Raw genomic sequence first — 20526 nt, forward strand, 5'->3', positions numbered from 1 at the left:
GATTATGTTAATCAACAAAGCTAAACGAGCAGAACAAAATTTAAAAAATTTGCCTTTTCTTCCTTTACAGGCAGATCAGGTTGAGTTTCTGTTTAGTCCGCTTGAATTCAAAGCACAAATTATAGAATTAATTCGCCAAGCTAAAAAACGCATTTACGTGACCGCACTTTATTGGCAAAAAGATGAAGCGGGACAAGAAATTCTCAATGAAATTTATCGCGTAAAACAAGATCATCCAGAATTGGATGTGAAAATTTTAGTGGATTGGCATCGCGGACAACGCAATTTACTCGGTGCAGAAAAATCTGCCACTAACGCTGATTGGTATTGTGAACAACGCCAAACCTATCAACTTCCCGATGAACCGAATATGTTCTTTGGTGTGCCTATTAATACCCGCGAAGTCTTCGGCGTATTACATGTTAAAGGATTTGTCTTTGATGATACCGTCCTTTATAGCGGTGCAAGTATCAATAATGTGTATTTACAACAACAAGATAAATACCGCTACGACCGCTATCAAAAAATTCACAATGCTGCACTTGCGGATTCTATGGTGAATTTCATCAATGATTATTTATTGGATTTCAGTGCGGTACACCCATTAGATGTGGCTAATCGCCCTCGCACCAAAGAAATTCGTAGTGCAATAAAAGCTTATCGCAAAAACCTATCAATCCATGCTGAATATCAGTTGGAAAGTGCGGTTGGTTTTTCCGATGTTTTAACCATTTCACCACTTTTTGGTTTAGGTGCATCAGGCAATGAATTAAACCAAGTTATCGAAGATTTATTCTTACAAGTGCAGGAAAAATTGGTAATTTGCACCCCTTATTTCAACTTTCCTCGCACGCTAAGAAGTAAACTTGCCCGCTTATTAGAGCAAGGAAAACGTGTCGAAATTATCGTGGGTGATAAAGTCGCGAACGATTTCTATATTCCACCAGAGCAACCATTTAAAATGGCAGGTGCATTACCCTATTTATATGAAAGCAATCTTCGTCGTTTCTGCGAGAAATTTGATGCTTACATTAAAAATGGCCACTTAACGGTACGTTTATGGAAAGACGGCGATAACACTTATCACCTCAAAGGTGTTTGGGTGGACAATCAGTATATTCTTTTAACAGGGAACAACCTGAACCCTCGTGCATGGCGTTTAGATGCGGAAAATGGATTATTAATCCACGATCCAAAACAAGAACTTCAGTCACAAGCGGAAAAAGAATTATCGCACATCCGCCAACATACCAAAGTATTGCAAGATTATTCTGAATTAGAAGAATTGACGCAATATCCTGAACCAGTGCAAAAACTATTGAAGAAGTTTGCTCGGATTCAGGCAGACAAATTGGTCAAAATGATTTTATAAATACAAAAAGAAGCCGACAAATGTTGGCTTCTTGCTTGTATCTTGCGCAAAAATATCAACTAACATTGCACAAGTGAAATAAGTTGTTATAATCGCCCAACTTTTTAATCTTATCGGAGAAATCAATGAACCCAATTTCTTATTGGCAACGCCTAAAAGTTGCATTTCAATATGTGATGCCACAAATCTATATGACACAAGCAGCAGGTTGGTTAGCTAAACAAAAATGGGGCGCAGTGACACATTTTGTGATTAAAGCGTTTGCAAAAAAATACAACATTGATATGAGCGTTTCTGAAAAAGAAAAATTCAGTGATTACGCCAGTTTTAATGAATTCTTTATCCGTCCATTAAAAGAAAATGCACGACCAATTAACCAAAATCCAGCCGCACTTTGTTGCCCTGCGGATGGCCGTGTAAGTGAATGTGGACATATTGAAGATGACCGCCTATTACAAGCGAAAGGTCACTTTTTCAGCTTAAATGATTTATTAGCGGAAGATCAAGATTTAACCGAGACCTTTAAAAATGGGGAATTCATCACCACTTATTTATCACCACGTGATTATCACCGTGTGCATATGCCATGTGATGGTACGCTTCGCAAAATGATTTACGTGCCGGGTGATTTATTCTCCGTCAATCCATTTTTAGCGAAACATGTGCCGAACCTCTTTGCTCGTAATGAGCGTGTAATTTGTGTCTTTGATACTGAATTCGGCACCATGGTACAAATCTTAGTGGGAGCAACAATCACTGCGAGTATCGGCACGGTTTGGGCTGGCGTTATTAATCCGCCACGTCATAACGAAGTGAAAGTATGGACTTATGAAGGTGAAAGTGCGGTTAAATTAAGCAAGGGTCAAGAAATGGGTTGGTTCCAACTTGGTTCTACCGTAATTAATTTATTCCAAGCCAGCCAAGTGAAAATTGCCGATCATTTAAGTGTTGATGAACCTGTGCGCATGGGTGAAATCTTGGCATTGAAAAAATAGTTTTATAACAAAGGGAAAAACAATGACAGCTCAAATTTTTGAACAAGTAAAATTAGAAAGTATTTCTGAAAAAGGCAGCTACGGTATCGGTTTACAAATCGGTCAGCAATTAGCTGATAGCCAAATGGATATTTCTGTTGAAGCGGTAGCAAAAGGCATTTTCGATGCGTTGAACCGTAATCAACCTGCATTAGAAATTAATGATTTAATGCATTCTGTTCAAGCACTTCAACAACAAGCTGCTGAAGCACAACAAGCGCAATTTAAAGCGATTGAAGAAGAAGGTAAAAAATTCTTAGAAGAAAACGCGAAAAAAGCAGGCGTAAACGTCACTGACAGCGGTTTACAATACGAAATTTTAACCGAAGGTAACGGTAACAAACCATCTGCAACTGATAAAGTACGTGTTCACTACACAGGTACATTACCAGATGGTACCGTATTCGACAGTTCGGTTGCTCGTGGAACACCGGCTGAATTCCCAGTAAATGGCGTAATTCGTGGTTGGGTTGAAGCATTACAAATGATGCCTGTTGGTTCTAAATGGAAACTCACTATTCCACACGAACTGGCTTACGGTGAACGTGGTGCGGGCGCATCTATCCCACCATTCTCAACCTTAGTGTTTGAAGTCGAATTACTCGATATCCTCTAAAAAGAAAAAGTGCGGTTGAAATGATTTAACCGCACTTTTTTTATTTTTAGCTTGCTAAAAAAGTAAAAACTCATAAAATGAACGTTCATTCATTTTTGAATGTTTGTCTTAAATGACCTTTCTCATATATAACCCTAAGAATTTTATTTTTTATTATGCGACAAGCAGAAGAATTTAAGCCAAAGATAGATGTCAGTGAGCAGATCTTTGATGCAACAGATCGTCTAATGGCAAAAGAAGGATTGCATCATCTTTCTATGCATAAGTTAGCCAAGGAGGCTGGTATTGCCGCTGGTACAATTTACCTTTATTTTAAGAGTAAAGATGAGTTATTAGCTCGATTTGCTCGTCGAGTGTTCAATAAGTTTGTAGTGGCGATTGAAGAAGGCTTTGATGAAAACCAATCTTTTTTCGAGCAATATAGAAAAATGTGGTGGAATATTTGGCATTTTCTTCAAGAAAATCCAACGATTCTGTTAAACATGAACCAATACCGATCTTTGCTGGAGTTTATTGAAACCTGCAAAGAAATGGAGTATTCGTGTTGGGATCAGTTTTGTCTCAAGGGACAAGCAGCAAATGTGTTGGCTGATTTAGATCCTCATATGTTATTTTTGTTGAGCCTTAAAACTGCAATAGTTTTAGCCTCAGATATCAAATTCCTCGGTACGGCAGTGACCGATGAGATGTTAGAATCTGTCATTGAACGCTCTTGGCGTGCAATTCAGAAGTTGTAATTTTATTGTCTTAATGGAGTTTTCCAAATGAGTGTAACTCAAACTAATAGACCAAAGCGCTCACACATTTTCTTTTTGAAATTAGCGTTAGGCGTATTTGTGTTAATTTTTGCTGCAATGATTTTTCTTAATCATATGAAAGCAAAAGGCATAGCTGATTTCTTAGCAAATAAACCTGAAACAGCTTCTCCTGTTACAGCAATGACAGTCAAGCCTTCAGAATGGACGCCGATCATTGAAACAACAGGTCTTGTTCGTCCGAATCAAGGGGCAATGTTAAGTGCACAAAGCGCTGGAACCGTCTCTAAAGTACTCGTACAAAATGGCCAAAGTGTGAAAAAAGGTGATTTGTTAGTTGAGTTAGATAGCTCAGTTGAGCGTGCCAGTTTGCAAGCTGCGCAAGCTCAGGTGGTGTCATTACGTCAAACTTATCAACGTTATGCAAACCTTGCGGGCAGCGGAGCTGTTTCTCGTCAAGAATTAGATAATGCAAAAGCAGCTTATGAAGCACAAGCGGCAAATATTGAGTCATTAAAAGCGGCGATTGAACGTCGCCAAATCGTGGCACCATTTGATGGTAAAGCCGGTATCGTGAAAGTGAATGTTGGTCAGTACGTTTCAAACGGTACTGAAATTGTGCGTGTGGAAGATCGTTCTTCTATGAAAGTGGATTTTGCGATTGCTCAAAACCAATTAGATAAATTGCATATTGGTCAAAAAGTAACGGCTACGGCAGATGCGCGTAAAGGTGAAACTTTTGCCGCGAAGGTTACTGCAATTGAGCCTGCAATTAATTCTTCAACAGGTTTAGTCGATGTTCAAGCAACGTTTGAACCAGAAGATGGTGCAAAATTATTATCCGGTATGTTTACTCGCTTAAATGTCGCTTTACCAACTGAGCATAATCAAATCGTTGTACCACAAGTGGCAGTGAGCTACAACATGTATGGCGAATCGCTTTATATTTTGACCGCACTTTCCGATGAAGATATTGAGAAATTAGGCGGCGCAGAAAAAGCAGCAAATATGTACCGTGCAAAATCAATCACTGTATTTACGAAAGATCGTCAAGGCATTTATGCACAATTAAAAGGTGATGAAGTCAAAGTTGGCGATAAAATTGTGACAGGTGGTCAGCAAAACTTAAGTAACGGGGCATTAGTGTCTGTTGCAGATAAAGCGGGCGTAGGTACTGAACAACCTGCGAATAAAACGAATCTTTAATTAGGAAAAGCGAATGAAATTTACCGATATATTTATTCGTCGTCCTGTTTTGGCGGTTTCGATTAGCTTGTTAATCATTATTTTAGGTTTACAAGCAATTTCGAAATTGTCTGTGCGCGAATATCCGAAAATGACCACAACGGTAATTACGGTGACCACAGTATATCCAGGGGCGGATGCGAACTTAATTCAAGCGTTTGTTACTTCCAAAATTGAAGAGGCGGTAGCGCAAGCGGATAATGTGGACTATATGTCTTCAAGCTCTAGCCCAAGTACGTCAACAGTCACCGTAAAAATGAAATTAAATACGGATCCGAATGCAGCCTTGGCAGATGTTTTAGCTAAAGTTAACTCAGTTCGTTCTGAATTGCCAAGTGGTATTGAAGATCCAACGGTTTCTTCATCAACCGGTGGTTCGGGGATTATGTATATTAGTTTCCGTTCTAACAAACTTGATGCAAGCCAAGTGACTGACTATATTCAACGCGTAGTCAAACCGCAGTTCTTTACCGTAGAAGGGGTGGCGAGTGTGCAGATCTTTGGTGCATCTGAGTACGCACTTCGTGTTTGGTTAGATCCAGAAAAAATGGCGGCTCAAAACCTTTCAGCCACACAAGTGATGTCCGCATTATCCGCGAATAACGTTCAAACAGCGGCGGGTAATGATAATGGCTATTTTGTCACCTATAAAAACAAAGTAGAAACCACGACAAAATCGGTTGAAGAATTAGGTAATTTAATTGTTGAGTCTAGCGGTGATAAGTTAGTACGTTTACGTGATATCGCCGATGTTGAATTAAATAAATCAAGCGATAGCTCACGTGCAGTAGCGAATGGCGCGGATTCTGTTGTGTTAGCGATTAACCCAACCTCGTCAGCAAACCCATTAACTGTAGCTGCGAAAGTACGCCCACTGTATGACAGTATTAAAAATAATCTGCCGGATGCTATTGAATCTGACATCTTATATGACCGTACAATTGCGATTAATAACTCAATTAATGAAGTAATCAAAACGATTGTTGAGGCAACGCTGATCGTATTGGTGGTGATTACCATGTTTATTGGTTCATTCCGTGCGATTTTAATCCCGGTTATCACCATTCCGATTTCATTAATCGGGGTAATTATGTTGCTTCAAACCTTGGATTTCTCCATTAACTTGATGACGTTGCTAGCATTGATTCTGGCTATCGGTTTAGTGGTAGATGATGCGATTGTTGTTTTGGAAAACGTGGATCGTCACATTAAGTTAGGGGAAACGCCATTCCGTGCGGCGATTATCGGTACGCGTGAAATTGCTGTCCCAGTTATTTCCATGACTATTGCCTTGATTGCGGTATATTCTCCAATGGCGTTAATGGGCGGTATTACGGGTTCTTTGTTTAAAGAGTTCGCCTTAACCCTTGCAGGAGCAGTATTTATTTCGGGTATCGTAGCATTAACGCTTTCACCAATGATGACCAGTAAATTGCTGAAATCCAACGAGGCTCCAAATAAATTGGAACAAAGAGTAGAGCATACCCTTAGTAAAGTAAATGCAGCTTATGCGTATGTACTTGATTTGGTGATGGTAAACCGTAAATGTATGTTGATGTTTGCGGCAATTATCTTTGCAACCTTGCCAGTATTGTTTAAATCACTTTCAAGTGAATTAACACCAACGGAAGACAAGGGGGCATTTTTGGCAATCGGTTCTGCACCTTCGAACGTGAACGTGGATTATGTGCAAAATGCGATGGCACCTTATCAAGAGATTTTAACCAATACGCCAGAAGTGCAGTTTGCAATGACGATAGCAGGGGCACCAAGCTCTAACCAATCTTTAAACGTTGTGACTTTAAAAGATTGGAAAGAACGCTCTAAAAGCCAAACAGCAATCATGAAAGAGTTGAATGAAAAAGCGAAATCCATTCCTGAAGTATCTGTACAAGGCTTTGCGTTCCCTGAAATTGATACAGGAGAGATGGGACCGCCAATTGGCTTCGTAATTAGCACATCTCAAGACTATGGCGATTTAGCGAATGTGGCAGGTAAATTCTTAGAGGATATGCAGAAATCCAGTAAGTTCGTTTATACCGATCTTGATCTTAAATTTGATACCGCTCAAATGCGTATTAAGATTGATCGTGAAAAAGCGGGGACTTACGGTATTACAATGCAACAAATCAGCCGTACGTTAGGGAGCTTCTTATCTGCCGCAACCATTGAGCGTGTAGATATTGATGGCCGTGCTTATAAAATTATTTCCCAAGTAAAACGTGACAATCGTTTATCACCGGAAAGTTTTAATAAGTATTACGTCACTGCGGCAAATGGTACCTCTGTTCCATTAAGCAGCTTGGTGACAGCAACACTAGAACCACAACCAAGTTCATTACCACGTTTCAGCCAATTAAACTCAGCGGTAATTAGTGCAGTACCAATGCCGGGTACTTCAATTGGTGATGCGATCCAATGGTTACAGGACAATGCGAAAAATACGTTACCACAGGGTTATAACTATGACTTTAAAAGTGAAGCGCGTCAGTTAGTACAAGAAGGTAATGCACTTGCCGTGACTTTCTTACTCGCGGTGGTAATTATTTTCTTAGTCTTGGCGATTCAATTTGAATCAATTCGCGATCCAATCGTGATTATGATTTCTGTTCCTTTAGCCGTGAGTGGTGCATTGTTAGCCTTAAATGCCTTCGGATTTTTGGGTATTGCAGGCTCAACGCTAAATATCTACTCACAGGTTGGTTTGATTACCTTAGTCGGACTTATCACAAAACACGGTATTTTGATGTGTGAAGTAGCGAAAGAAGAGCAGTTAAACCATGGTAAAACCCGTATTGAAGCGATCACCGAAGCGGCTAAAGTACGTTTACGTCCAATTCTGATGACAACCGCTGCGATGATTGCAGGTCTTGTACCGTTGCTTTATGCAACAGGTGCGGGGGCGGTATCTCGTTTCAGTATTGGTATTGTTATCGTGGCGGGTTTGGCAATCGGTACATTGTTTACCTTGTTCGTGTTGCCAGTGATTTATTCTTACATTGCAAGCGAACACAAACCATTACCAGTGTTTGATGAAAATGTAAAACCAATCGAAGGTCACATTAACGAACAACATTAATTGAAAATATGATAAAAACAAACCGCACGTTGATTTTTCAAGTGCGGTTTTCTTTTAGAGATTAAAAAAGCGAACATGATGTTCGCTTTTTATTTATGAAAGTGCGGTCAATTTTTTAACCATTTTTATTTTTAGCGGCTTTGTAAAGCTCCATCGCTTCTGGTAATAAGCGTTGTAAGTTTTCTTGACGGGATTCATCACTCGGGTGAGTGGAGGCTAATACATCAAGCGCACCTCTTGACCCTCCCGACATTTTTGCCATTTTTTGCCACAAACCAGGTGCCACCTGCGGATTATAGCCTGCACGCGACATAAGCATTAAGCCTTCTTCATCAGCTTCTGTTTCAGCACTACGAGAATAAGGTTTATCTAAGGCAAAATCTTTGGTTAAAGAAACGAGCTCTGTCATATCTGCTCCCATAAAAACGGATAATGCAGTTCCACCAATGGCTCCAGCAATAGAACTCATCGTACCAAAGTTGGCTTTCGCTTTACCGTGTTCTTTTAAGGCGTGAGCCATTTCATGTCCCATGACGACAGCGATTTCATTATCGTTTAGTTGTAACGTATCCACTAAACCTGTATAGAAAGCCATTTTTCCACCAGGCATAGCCCAAGCATTGAGTTCTTTAGATTTAATGACATTAATTTGCCAGTTAAATTGTTGTCCTGTTTCATTCGCTTGGTCTGCATAAGGGACCATTTGATTAAAGACATGATGAATACGTTTTGCCGTATTTGATGTCGTATCAATTGCCCCTTGTGCACGAATTTTTCCCATTTCTTGTGTATAACTACTTGCAGCTTCTTGATTGATTGAGGCAGAATCCGCACAAGATGTGATAACCGCACTTGCTAATACAGCAAACACAAAACTTTTGAGTTGTTTTTTCATAAATTATCCTTTTTGTTGAGATGACTGATTATATGAATTTATTGCGTTTTGTCGATACAAAAAGATTGCCTTTTACTTATGTACTATTATAATAGTGCGAGATATATATTTTTTAGGCGGGAGCATGACAACAAAAAAATTACCATCTTTATTTGGTGGAGCCATGATTATTACAGGTACAGCAATTGGTGCGGGAATGTTGGCTAACCCCACTTCTACAGCTGGAGTATGGTTTATTGGATCGCTTCTCACCTTAATTTACACGTGGTTTTGTATGACTACGTCTGGTTTGATGATTTTAGAAGCCAACTTACATTATCCTACTGGCTCAAGCTTTGACACCATTGTGAAAGATTTGTTAGGTAAAGGTTGGAATATTATCAACGGTCTTTCTGTGGCTTTCGTCTTATATATTTTAACTTATGCTTATATCACCTCTGGCGGCGGTATTACACAAAACTTGCTTAATCAAGCGCTTGGTTCTGCTGAAAGTGCGGTCGATATTGGACGTACTTCTGGATCCTTAATTTTCTGTTTTATTCTTGCAGCTTTTGTATGGCTTTCTACTAAAGCTGTGGATCGTTTCACCACTATATTGATTGTTGGAATGGTAGTCGCTTTTTTCCTTTCTACCGCAGGTTTATTGAGTTCGGTGAAAACAGAGGTGTTATTCAATAGTATTGCAGAAGGTGAGCAAACCTATTTACCTTATTTATTGACCGCACTTCCAGTTTGTTTAGTGTCCTTTGGTTTCCACGGAAATGTACCGAGCCTCGTCAAATATTACGATCGTGATGGTAGTAGAGTAATGAAATCGATCTTTATCGGTACGGGCTTAGCATTAGTGATTTACGTCTTATGGCAGCTGGCGGTGCAAGGTAATTTACCACGTACAGAATTTGCACCCGTAATTGAAAAAGGCGGCGATGTATCGGCATTATTAGAAGCATTACACAAATATATTGAGGTGGAATACATTGCGGTTGTATTGAATTTCTTTGCTTATATGGCCATTGCGACCTCATTCTTAGGGGTAACGTTAGGTTTATTTGACTATATTGCCGATTTATTTAAATTTGATGACAGCGTATTAGGTAGAACAAAAACCACATTGGTGACATTCTTACCGCCGCTATTGTTAAGTTTACAATTCCCTTATGGCTTCGTGATTGCCATTGGTTATGCTGGATTAGCTGCAACCATTTGGGCCGCAATCGTGCCAGCACTGCTTGCTAAAGCCAGTCGCCAAAAATTCCCAAATGCGACTTATAAAGTGTATGGCGGTAATTTTATGATTGGCTTTGTGATCTTATTTGGTGTGTTAAATATTGTGGCACAAGTAGGTGCAAACTTAGGATGGTTTGCCAATTTCACAGGATAAGTTTTCGCGTTAATGTTAATATTGTAGGGGCGTATCGAATACGCCCTTTTTAATTTTACATAGGAAACGAGATGTGTAACAAAACGAGCGTTTACGATAAAGAAAACTTCTTTGAGCTTTATCAAAAACTTCGATCTAACCCAATCAGTCTCAATGAAATAGTGGAAAAGCCGACTATGCTTTCCCTCTTACCTGATTTACAAGGAAAAAAATTACTCGATCTAGGTTGTGGAACGGGTGGACATTTGCAACTCTATTTAGAACGCAATGCGGAGAGCGTAGTAGGAACGGATCTTTCAGCTAAAATGCTAGAGCAAGCTGAACAAGATCTGCAAAAGTGCGGTCAATTTTCAGGATGTTTTTCGCTATATCAGTTACCGATGGAAAAATTAACGGAATTGCCAGAAAGTGATTTTGATGTCATTACCAGCTCTTTTGCTTTTCATTATGTTGAAGATTTTCCCGCTTTATTAGCTTCTATTGCCAACAAACTTAAGCCTTACGGCACACTCGTTTTTTCCCAAGAGCATCCGATTACAACTTGCCATAAAGAAGGGGAACGCTGGGAAAAAAATGAGAAAAAACAGCAAGTCGCTTATCGTTTAAACCATTACCGTGATGAAGGACTGAGAGAGCGAAATTGGTTTCAACAACCTTTCAAAACCTATCACCGCACGACAGCAACGATTATTAATGATTTAATCGCTGCGGGTTTCCAAATTGAGCAAATGGCTGAACCAATGTTAGCCGAACAGCCACAATGGCATGATGAATTTAAAGATTTGCGGCATCGTCCCCCTTTATTGTTTATTAAAGCAAGAAAAGTGATGAATTTAACAAAATAAACTGGTTTTTGACCGCACTTTATGGTATAAATCGCACCGCTGTTTTTGGGTTTCAAAAGCAGCGTTTTTAATTATTAACAACACACACATATCATTAAGGCTTAATCGGGGTGCCAAACGGTCGATTAGCTGATATGTGGAGGCTCAACCCCAACAAAAGGAAAATATTATGGCACAAGTTTCAATGCGCGACATGATCAACGCGGGCGTACACTTCGGACACCAAACTCGTTACTGGAATCCACAAATGAAACCTTTCATTTTTGGTGCTCGTAACGGTGTTCATATCATCAACTTAGAAAAAACTTTACCTTTATTCAACGAAGCTTTAGCGGAATTAACCCGTATTGCTAGCAACAACGGTAAAGTATTATTCGTTGGTACTAAACGCGCGGCTCAAGAAGCAGTACAAGCTGCAGCATTAGACTGTCAACAATATTACGTAAACCACCGTTGGTTAGGTGGTATGTTGACTAACTGGAAAACCGTTCGTCAATCAATTAAACGTTTAAAAGATTTAGAAACTCAATCTCAAGACGGTACTTTTGACAAATTAACCAAAAAAGAAGCGTTAATGCGTACCCGTGAGATGGAAAAACTTGAATTAAGCCTTGGCGGTATCAAAGATATGGGTGGCTTACCAGATGCGTTATTCGTTATCGGTGCAGACCACGAACATATCGCGGTTAAAGAAGCAAACAACCTAGGTATTCCTGTATTTGCTATCGTTGATACTAACTCAACTCCAGCTGGCGTAGATTTCGTTATCCCAGGTAACGATGATGCGACTCGTGCTATCCAACTTTACGTTTCTGCAGCTGCAGCAGCGGTTAAAGAAGGTCGTGGTAACGAAGCTCAAGTTGCTGAAGAATTAGCAGCTGACGCAGAATAATTTAAGTTTTGCAATAAGGCGAAGCCCTTAATAATCAAACGATTAATTGGCATAGGGGCTAAAATTTAGCCCCTATATTTTTATCTAAAAGTGCGGTCAAAATAAATCGCATTTTCGACAGAGGATTTTTAAAATGGCTGAAATCACAGCATCATTAGTAAAAGAACTTCGTGAACGTACCGGTGCCGGTATGATGGAATGTAAAAAAGCATTAGTTGAAGCAAACGGTGATATCGAGTTAGCAATCGACAACATGCGTAAATCTGGTCAAGCTAAAGCTGCTAAAAAAGCAGGCCGTGTTGCCGCTGAAGGTGTTATCCTTGCTCGTGTAGAAAATGGTTTCGGTGTATTAGTTGAAATGAACTGTGAAACTGACTTCGTAGCAAAAGATGCTGGCTTCTTAGGTTTAGCAAACGAAGTAGCTGATTTTGCAGCAGCACACAAAGGTACGACTATCGAAGCGTTACAAGCACAATTTGAAGAAAAACGTGCTGCATTAGTGGCTAAAATCGGTGAGAACATGAACATCCGTCGTGTTGCTTACTTAGATGGTCAAGTTATTGCTCAATACTTACACGGTGCGAAAATCGGTGTGTTAGTTGCGGGTGAAGGTTCTGCTGATGAACTTAAAAAAGTGGCAATGCACGTTGCGGCATCTAAACCAGAATTCGTGAACCCAGAAGATGTACCTGCAGAAGTAGTTGAACACGAGCGTCAAATCCAAATTGATATCGCAGTTAACTCTGGCAAACCAAAAGAAATCGCAGAGAAAATGGTTGAAGGCCGTATGAAGAAATTCACTGGTGAAGTTTCATTAACAGGTCAACCATTCGTCATGGATCCTTCTGTATCTGTAGGCGACTTCTTAAAATCAGTAAATACTTCAGTGTCTAACTTCATCCGTTTAGAAGTAGGTGAAGGTATCGAGAAAAAAGAAGAAGATTTCGCAGCTGAAGTTGCAAAAATCACTGGCGGTAACGCTTAATTTTCTCCATTGAGATATTATAAAAAAGCCGATATTCAATATCGGCTTTTTTGTTATCTTAAATTTGAGATGCTTTATTTCTTTGGACGAATATCGATGGCAGGGTCTGCATCTTTACGATATTTTTCTTCAATCAGTTTTTTCAGTCCATAATCGTCTTTGTCAGCTTGTTCAGAGAATAAATCTTCCTCTAAAGTGAGCTTCGGATTTTTAATCCCTATCCAATGAGCAATACCTTCCAAGAAATTTAAACCAGATTTAAAGGTTTTGTATTCCTTACGCTCGGTATCATCAGATGAAATTTTAAAGAGCGGAATATTATGATGTAATTGGCTGTGACAGTTTTGGTTAAACAAGGTGACGCCATGTTTATCATCTTCCTGATGACATAAACCATGATCTGAAAAATAAATCATCGAGAAAGTGCGGTGTGTTTTTTGCTCGTTTTCTTTGAGGGTTTCATACACTTTCTTAATAAAATCATCGGTTTTCTTAATGGATGTAATATAGCAATTTAAGTATTCATTCTTTTTTTCGATGTCATTGTCATTGAAAATTTTCGGGTAATCTTCAACGCGATCGCAAGCAAGCGGATGTGAGCCATAAATGTGTAATACAATAAAGCGTTTACCTTGCGTTGGATCTTCTAAAACTTGGGCAAATTTAGGGATTAGATCAAAATCGCTGTAGTTTGTTGAATTAAAGCTCCCACCTTTTTTCAAGAAAATGGTTTCATCAGATTTTGATGCAAGCGAGGCGACTGGCGTGTCATATTCACCTAAGAAACCTTGATTAGACAGCCAGTAGGTTTTCAGACCTGCAGACTTAATGAGATCCACTAAGCTTAAATCATAGTTTGGTTCCCATTTTTCTTTATCAGATAACGTTAACATTAAGCGCAATGAGGCGACAGTGTTGGTTCCGGCAGATGTCATCCCATCAATCAGTGTACCAGTTACTGATGACATAAATGGTGTGTCATTTACGGGGTATCCATACGCATGCAAGTAATCTTTTCTCGCACTTTCACCCAAAATAATCACATAATCTTGGTATTTCGAATTTTCTAATGTGGATTGTCCCCAGTTGCTTTCCTGTGACATTTTTTTCAATTTTTGCCATTCATCAACGATTTTAACAGTGGAATCAATGGTTTCTTTTAATGGCGCAGCAATTGGTAAGTTATAACCAATTAACAAGGTAGCCAAAGCGATAAATGTTTTATTGCGATAAAATTTCACGCCAAATTTGACCGCACTTTTGTAATGTAAAAAGACCAATAGTGGAATAGCCAATGCCGCTAAATAGCTACTCACGGGGATTTGCATGAGAAACTCTTTGGTCTCTAACATATCTGTTGCAAGAACCGAAGCGATATATTGGTAGCTTGGCGCACCAAAATTTAAGCCTGTCGGCGTATAAATTGCGTGTAAGCAAACTAAGGGGAATAAAATAAAATAGAAAGATTTTCGGCTACTACTTAATAAAATAATGAAAATAGCCGTGAGTAAAATCAGACTAATAGATGGCTCAGGAAACATCCCTGAACCTCGTAAAATCAAATAACCGGCAGCAATGGCGCAAGCCAAAGAAAAAAGTGCGGTTAAAATTTGTGAGGTTTTTGAAATCTTCATAAAGTTTACCTATAAAATCAAAACAGCGATATTTTATCGCACTTTTCTGACCAATTTCCATTTTTAACTTTTTCTCTCTTTTGCTAGAATAAGCCAAATTTTGTAACCGACAAAGGAAAAGACAAATGAGCCAACCAATTTACAAACGTATTTTATTGAAATTAAGTGGTGAAGCATTACAAGGGGATGAGGGATTCGGTATCGATCCTTCGATTCTTGATCGTATGGCGTTAGAGATTAAAGAATTAATTGAAATGGGCGTGGAAGTTGGTGTTGTGCTCGGCGGTGGTAACTTATTCCGTGGCGCAAAATTAGCTAAAGCCGGCATGAATCGCGTAGTAGGCGACCATATGGGGATGCTTGCAACTGTGATGAATGGTTTGGCGATGCGTGATGCGCTTCACCGTGCAGATGTGAATGCAAAATTAATGTCTGCTTTCCAATTAAATGGTATCTGCGATACCTATAATTGGTCTGAAGCGATTAAAATGTTACGTGAAAAACGTGTAGTTATTTTCTCAGCCGGTACAGGTAGCCCGTTCTTTACTACAGATTCTGCGGCATGCTTACGCGGTATCGAAATTGAAGCGGATATCGTTTTAAAAGCGACTAAAGTTGATGGTGTGTATGATTGCGATCCAGCAAAAAATCCTAATGCGAAGCTATACCATAAATTATCTTATGCAGAAGTGATTGATAAAGAATTAAAAGTAATGGATTTAGCAGCATTCACACTTGCGCGTGACCACGGTATGCCAATTCGTGTATTTAATATGTGCAAACCAGGTGCGTTACGTAAAGTGGTACTTGGTACAGAAGAAGGCACAACGATTAGTTAATTTTTTAAAGAATAAAATGGCGAGAGACAATCTCGCCTTTTTTATGAATAAATTTATTCAAAACTCCCTAAAAATCCAGTAAAATCACTGTGTTTTATCTTTATTTATTGAAAAGGACAGATGAATGATTAATGAAATCAAACAAGATGCTGAAGCTCGTATGGAAAAAAGCCTCGAAGCGTTGCGTGGACATATTGCAAAAATCCGTACAGGTCGTGCTCAACCTAGCTTATTAGACGCGATCCAAGTGGAATACTATGGTGCAGCGACCCCACTTCGTCAATTAGCTAACGTTGTTGCAGAAGATGCGCGTACTTTAGCGGTAACAGTATTTGACCGTTCTTTAATCAGTGCAGTAGAAAAAGCGATTTTAACGTCTGATTTAGGTTTAAATCCATCTTCAGCGGGTACAACAATTCGCGTACCTCTTCCTCCATTAACTGAAGAACGTCGTCGTGATTTAATCAAAATCGTAAAAGGCGAAGGTGAACAAGGTAAAGTCGCGATTCGTAACGTGCGCCGTGATGCAAATGATAAAATCAAAGCATTATTAAAAGACAAAGAAATCAGCGAAAATGATCAACACAAAGCGGAAGAAATCATTCAAAAAGTGACTGATAGCTATATCAAAAAAGTGGATGAGATCTTAGCAGATAAAGAAAAAGAATTAATGGATTTCTAATTGTCGAACCATGTTTTGGGGCAGGCCAAGTGTCTGCCCTTGTTCTATTCTGATAAAAAAATAAAAGCACAAAGTGCGGTCGAAAATTTATGCAAAAACAAAATCTTGTTATTTTAGGATCAACCGGTTCTATTGGTCATAGCACCCTTTCAGTTATCGAACATAATCCTGACAAATACCATACCTTTGCGTTAGTGGGAGGCAAAAATGTTGAGACTATGTTTGAACAATGCGTGAAATTTCAACCGCACTTTGCTGCATTAGACGATGAACATGCAGCAAAAGTATTGCGAGAAAAATTAGCTTCACATCACATTAAAACGGAAGTCTTAGCCGGACAGAAAGCGATTTGTGAGTTGGCCGCACATCCAGACGCAGATCAAGTTATGGCCGCCATTGTTGGGGCTGCAGGATTACTACCAACTCTTTCGGCAGTAAAAGCGAGTAAGAAAGTCTTGCTTGCAAATAAAGAATCATTGGTGACTTGTGGCCAGATCTTTATTGATGCAGTGAAGCAGTCAAAAGCAAAATTATTGCCTGTTGATAGCGAACATAACGCGATTTTTCAATCTTTACCGCCTGAAGCCCAAGAAAAAGTTGGCTTCTGTCCTTTGAAAGAATTAGGGGTCAGTAAAATTATCTTAACCGGTTCTGGTGGCCCTTTCCATTATACGCCATTAAACGAGTTTGAACATATTACTCCAGAACAAGCCGTCGCTCATCCAAACTGGTCAATGGGTAAAAAAATCTCCGTGGATTCTGCCACGATGATGAATAAAGGTTTGGAATACATTGAAGCCCGCTGGCTCTTCAATGCATCGGCTGATGAAATGGAAGTAATTATTCATCCTCAATCTATTATTCATTCAATGGTGCGTTATGTTGATGGATCTGTCATTGCTCAAATGGGTAACCCGGATATGCGTACGCCCATTGCGGAAACCATGGCTTATCCAAATCGTACCGTAAGTGGTGTGGAACCATTAGACTTCTTTAAAATCAAAGAATTGACATTTATCGAACCTGATTTTAATCGTTATCCAAATTTAAAATTAGCGATCGATGCGTTTGCAGAAGGGCAGTATGCGACAACCGCAATGAATGCAGCAAACGAAATTGCAGTACAAGCCTTTTTGGATGGATATATTAAATTTACGGATATTGCGAAAATTAACCAAGCAGCGGTTGAGCAAATGCCAGCTTCTATTATTTCAAGCATTGATGATGTCTTAGCCGTAGATAAGCAAGCACGTGAATTAGCCGCTTTGCTGATTAAAACGTTAATGTAGAATGCGTCAAAGTGCGGTTATAAATCCGAATATTTTAGAATGAAAGAACTTGATAACAATAATATTCCCGAACACGTTGCCATCATAATGGATGGTAATGGGCGTTGGGCGAAGCAACAAAATAAGCTGCGTATTTTTGGCCATACAAATGGGGTGGCAGCCGTGCGCCGTGCGGTGAGCTATGCACGACAAACGGGTGTTAAATTTTTGACATTATATGCGTTTAGCAGCGAAAACTGGAATCGTCCTGAGCAAGAAGTGAGCGCTTTAATGACGCTCTTTATGCAAGCGCTTGATCGAGAAGTCAAAAAATTACACAAAAATAATATTCGTTTAAAGATTATCGGTGATGTTTCTCGTTTTAGTGAAAAATTGCAAGAGAAGATCGCAAAAGCAGAAAAGTTAACGGAAAATAATACCGCACTGACTTTAAATATTGCAGCTAATTACGGTGGTTGTTGGGATATTGTTCAAGCGACTCAACAATTAGCTGAAAAAGTAAAAAATAATGAGATTTCGGTGAGTGATATTAATGAATCACTTTTCCAGCAACATTTAGTCACACAAGATGAGCCGCCGGTCGATTTATTAATTCGGACGAGCGGTGAACAACGTATTAGCAATTTCTTGCTTTGGCAAATTGCGTATGCGGAATTGTGTTTTTTAGATGTGCTTTGGCCGGATTTTAATGAAAAAGATTTTAATCAGGCAATTGCCTGCTATCAACAACGTCATCGCCGTTTTGGCGCGACAGAATAAGCGGAGAACTTATGCTTAAAGAACGTGTATTATCAGCCATTGTGTTGATTGCTTTGGTATTATGTGCCTTGTTCTTATTTACCCCATTTTATTTTGCCCTAGCCTTAGGCTTTGTGGCGACGCTTGGTATTTGGGAGTGGGCCCAATTTGCTCGTTTTAAAAATCCTTTAGTACGCCTTTGTATTGCGGCATTTTTAGGCGCATTTATCTTTCTCTGGCTTTATAACGAGGGTAGTTATTTAGATGCAGGTCGAGTGTTTGAAAACTACTTGCCGCTTTTATTGCTAAATTCTGTCGGTTGGTGGGCACTGGCATTAGTGTTAGTGATGACTTATCCAAGCTCTGCGAAGTTTTGGGGCAAAAATATCCCTTTACAAGTGTTGTTTGCGTTTTCTACGTTGATTCCTTTTGTTGCCGCCGTCTTACGTTTACGTTTAGATAATTATACTGCTGATCCTCATCATGGTTTATTCTTATTGCTTTATGTGTTTGTACTGGTATGGGCAGCGGACTCTGGTGCCTATTTCGCGGGACGAGCTTTTGGTAAGCACAAACTTGCACCTAAAGTATCACCGGGAAAAACATGGCAAGGCGTATTTGGTGGCATGATCACCGCAGCGGTATTGGCATTTGTGTTTATCCATTTCTCAGGTGAAACCTTATTAGGTAGTCGTGCAATGAGTGGTTTTATTGTGCTTTCTGTGGCAACAGTGGCTATTTCTGTATTGGGTGACTTAGCCGAAAGTATGTTTAAACGTGAATCAGGCATTAAAGACAGTAGTCAATTAATTCCAGGCCATGGCGGTATTTTAGATCGAATTGATAGCTTAACGGCAGCAGTGCCATTCTTCACCTACTTCTATTTCTTTGTGTTATAGGATCGAACATGTCGTTTTTGTGGTCGCTTGGCTCATTTATTGTTGCAATTGCCGTACTGGTTGCTGTACATGAATACGGTCACTTTTGGGCCGCAAGAAAGTGCGGTATTAAAGTTCATCGTTTTTCCATTGGCTTTGGTAAAGTAATTTGGCAACGTACAGATAAATTGGGCACAGAGTTTGCGATTTCAGCCATTCCGCTTGGCGGTTATGTAAAAATGCTTGACGGGCGAAATGAAGCAGTTCCCGCAGAATTAAAATCGCAGGCATTTGAAAGTAAATCTGTTGCGCAACGTGCTTTTGTGATTGCTGCAGGCCCCCTTGCTAATTTTATTTTTGCAATTTTGGCATATTGGGTAATTTATTCCGTTGGGATTCCGAGTGTTAAACCGGTCATTGAAAATATCACGCTAAATTCTCCGGCGGCGATGGCTCAAATTGAACCGAATAGCCAGATTTTGGCCATTGATGGGAAGAATACCCCCGATTGGGAAACCATTAATTTATTGCTCACTGATAAGTTAGGTTCTGATTCGGTTGGACTCACATTAACGCCTTTTGGTGAAGACCAACCTTATCAACGAACCATTAATCTGCAAAATTGGACATTTGAACCAGATAAAGAAACAGCATTTGAAACATTAGGGATTAATCCCGTTTCAAGTAAAGTGGAGATGACATTATCAAAAGTGGTGGAAAACTCTCCAGCAGAAAAAGCGGGCTTATTGATTGGCGATAAAATTTTAGCAGAAAATTCGACCGCACTTGATTGGAAAGCTTTTGTCGCACTGGTACAACAAGGTCAGTCGTTCACAATTAAGGTTGAACGTAATCAAGAAATTTTTGCCAAAACCTTGCGACCAGAAAAAAATCAAGATGGTAAATGGTTTGTAGGGGTAAGTCCGACGTTCTTAAAAGTTGGCGAACAGTATCGAACTGAACTAAAATATGGTATTCTTGATGCCTTAAAGAAAGGCATAGAAAAGACAGGTCAAATTTCTTGGTTTATTGTGAAGGCAATCGGGAAATTATTTAGTGGAGAGCTTTCATTTTCCAGTTTGGCGGGGCCAATTTCAATTGCACAAGGTGCAGGCGCATCTTCTAACGCAGGTGTGATTTATTTCTTAAGTTTTCTTGCGTTGATTAGTGTGAATTTAGGCATAATGAATTTATTTCCGTTGCCAGTTTTAGATGGTGGACATCTCGTATTTTTGGCGGCGGAAGCTATCAAAGGAAAACCTGTTTCAGAACGGGGACAAAATTTAAGTTATCGTATAGGGCTGATACTCTTGTTAATTCAAACAATGGTTGTGCTTTTTAATGATTTCTTACGTTTATAACTATTA

Annotated in this window: 18 protein-coding genes; 16 read left to right on the forward strand and 2 right to left on the reverse strand. The window is 39.4% G+C overall.

The window, feature by feature from the left end; translation table 11 throughout:
• Positions 1–4: 4 nt before the first annotated feature.
• From pssA to acrB, 6 genes are all read left to right on the forward strand, one after another.
• Positions 5–1372, forward strand: a complete 1368-nt coding sequence (gene pssA / locus QQS40_RS05265) for a CDP-diacylglycerol--serine O-phosphatidyltransferase (protein WP_289901548.1) — start codon at positions 5–7, stop codon at positions 1370–1372.
• 125 nt (positions 1373–1497) lie between these two features.
• Positions 1498–2367, forward strand: coding sequence for an archaetidylserine decarboxylase (gene asd, locus QQS40_RS05270; protein WP_329506604.1), 870 nt, complete (start codon positions 1498–1500; stop codon positions 2365–2367).
• Positions 2368–2389: 22 nt separating this feature from the next.
• A complete protein-coding gene (locus tag QQS40_RS05275; protein WP_005696813.1) occupies positions 2390–3022 on the forward strand; it encodes an FKBP-type peptidyl-prolyl cis-trans isomerase in 633 nt (210 codons plus the stop codon).
• 155 nt (positions 3023–3177) lie between these two features.
• On the forward strand, positions 3178–3759 hold the full coding sequence (locus QQS40_RS05280; RefSeq protein ID WP_329506606.1) for a TetR/AcrR family transcriptional regulator: 582 nt from the start codon (positions 3178–3180) through the stop codon (positions 3757–3759).
• 27 nt (positions 3760–3786) lie between these two features.
• Positions 3787–4983 (forward strand): multidrug efflux RND transporter periplasmic adaptor subunit AcrA, encoded by a 1197-nt coding sequence (gene acrA / locus QQS40_RS05285; RefSeq protein WP_297568832.1) that lies wholly within the window; start codon positions 3787–3789, stop codon positions 4981–4983.
• A 13-nt stretch (positions 4984–4996) separates the two neighbouring features.
• Positions 4997–8101 carry a multidrug efflux RND transporter permease subunit AcrB gene (acrB, locus tag QQS40_RS05290; protein WP_329506609.1) on the forward strand — a complete coding sequence of 1035 codons (3105 nt, stop codon included), beginning with the start codon at positions 4997–4999 and terminating at the stop codon, positions 8099–8101.
• 115 nt (positions 8102–8216) lie between these two features.
• On the opposite strand, the gene QQS40_RS05295 is transcribed toward acrB, so the two are convergent.
• Complete coding sequence (locus QQS40_RS05295; RefSeq protein WP_289901543.1) at positions 8217–8996, reverse strand: M48 family metallopeptidase; 780 nt, start codon at positions 8994–8996, stop codon at positions 8217–8219.
• A 124-nt stretch (positions 8997–9120) separates the two neighbouring features.
• Between QQS40_RS05295 and mtr the strand changes: the two genes are divergently transcribed.
• The 4 genes from mtr to tsf all read left to right on the forward strand — a co-directional run bounded on the left by mtr (position 9121) and on the right by tsf (position 13099).
• A complete protein-coding gene (mtr, locus tag QQS40_RS05300; RefSeq protein WP_289901542.1) occupies positions 9121–10377 on the forward strand; it encodes a tryptophan permease in 1257 nt (418 codons plus the stop codon).
• 71 nt (positions 10378–10448) lie between these two features.
• Entirely contained in the window at positions 10449–11222 is a 774-nt protein-coding gene (locus QQS40_RS05305) for a class I SAM-dependent methyltransferase (RefSeq protein WP_289901541.1), read from the forward strand.
• 169 nt (positions 11223–11391) lie between these two features.
• The gene (gene rpsB / locus QQS40_RS05310; protein WP_005698638.1) at positions 11392–12114 is read left to right on the forward strand and encodes a 30S ribosomal protein S2; all 723 of its coding nucleotides are present in this window, start codon (positions 11392–11394) and stop codon (positions 12112–12114) included.
• A gap of 133 nt (positions 12115–12247) precedes the next feature.
• On the forward strand, positions 12248–13099 hold the full coding sequence (gene tsf, locus QQS40_RS05315) for a translation elongation factor Ts (protein ID WP_049365655.1): 852 nt from the start codon (positions 12248–12250) through the stop codon (positions 13097–13099).
• Positions 13100–13173: 74 nt separating this feature from the next.
• Here tsf and QQS40_RS05320 read toward each other — a convergent pair whose 3' ends face one another.
• The gene (locus QQS40_RS05320; RefSeq protein ID WP_289901540.1) at positions 13174–14733 is read right to left on the reverse strand and encodes a phosphoethanolamine transferase; all 1560 of its coding nucleotides are present in this window, start codon (positions 14731–14733) and stop codon (positions 13174–13176) included.
• Between the two features lie 125 nt (positions 14734–14858).
• On the opposite strand from QQS40_RS05320, the gene pyrH reads away from it, so the two are divergent.
• The 6 genes from pyrH (at position 14859) to rseP (ending at position 20520) form a co-directional block, all read left to right on the forward strand.
• Complete coding sequence (gene pyrH, locus QQS40_RS05325; RefSeq protein ID WP_005696785.1) at positions 14859–15572, forward strand: UMP kinase; 714 nt, start codon at positions 14859–14861, stop codon at positions 15570–15572.
• A gap of 124 nt (positions 15573–15696) precedes the next feature.
• Positions 15697–16254, forward strand: coding sequence for a ribosome recycling factor (gene frr / locus QQS40_RS05330; protein WP_049356323.1), 558 nt, complete (start codon positions 15697–15699; stop codon positions 16252–16254).
• Positions 16255–16343: 89 nt separating this feature from the next.
• Complete coding sequence (ispC, locus tag QQS40_RS05335; protein ID WP_289901539.1) at positions 16344–17543, forward strand: 1-deoxy-D-xylulose-5-phosphate reductoisomerase; 1200 nt, start codon at positions 16344–16346, stop codon at positions 17541–17543.
• Between the two features lie 39 nt (positions 17544–17582).
• Positions 17583–18302 (forward strand): polyprenyl diphosphate synthase, encoded by a 720-nt coding sequence (gene uppS / locus QQS40_RS05340; RefSeq protein ID WP_128787716.1) that lies wholly within the window; start codon positions 17583–17585, stop codon positions 18300–18302.
• A gap of 11 nt (positions 18303–18313) precedes the next feature.
• Positions 18314–19180: a phosphatidate cytidylyltransferase gene (locus QQS40_RS05345; protein ID WP_128787715.1), complete on the forward strand. Its 867-nt coding sequence runs from the start codon at positions 18314–18316 to the stop codon at positions 19178–19180.
• Positions 19181–19188: 8 nt separating this feature from the next.
• A complete protein-coding gene (gene rseP / locus QQS40_RS05350; RefSeq protein WP_329506618.1) occupies positions 19189–20520 on the forward strand; it encodes a sigma E protease regulator RseP in 1332 nt (443 codons plus the stop codon).
• Positions 20521–20526: the final 6 nt, after the last annotated feature.

The sequence above is a fragment of the Haemophilus parainfluenzae genome (assembly GCF_036288925.1).
In the GTDB taxonomy this organism is placed as follows: Bacteria; Pseudomonadota; Gammaproteobacteria; order Enterobacterales; family Pasteurellaceae; genus Haemophilus_D.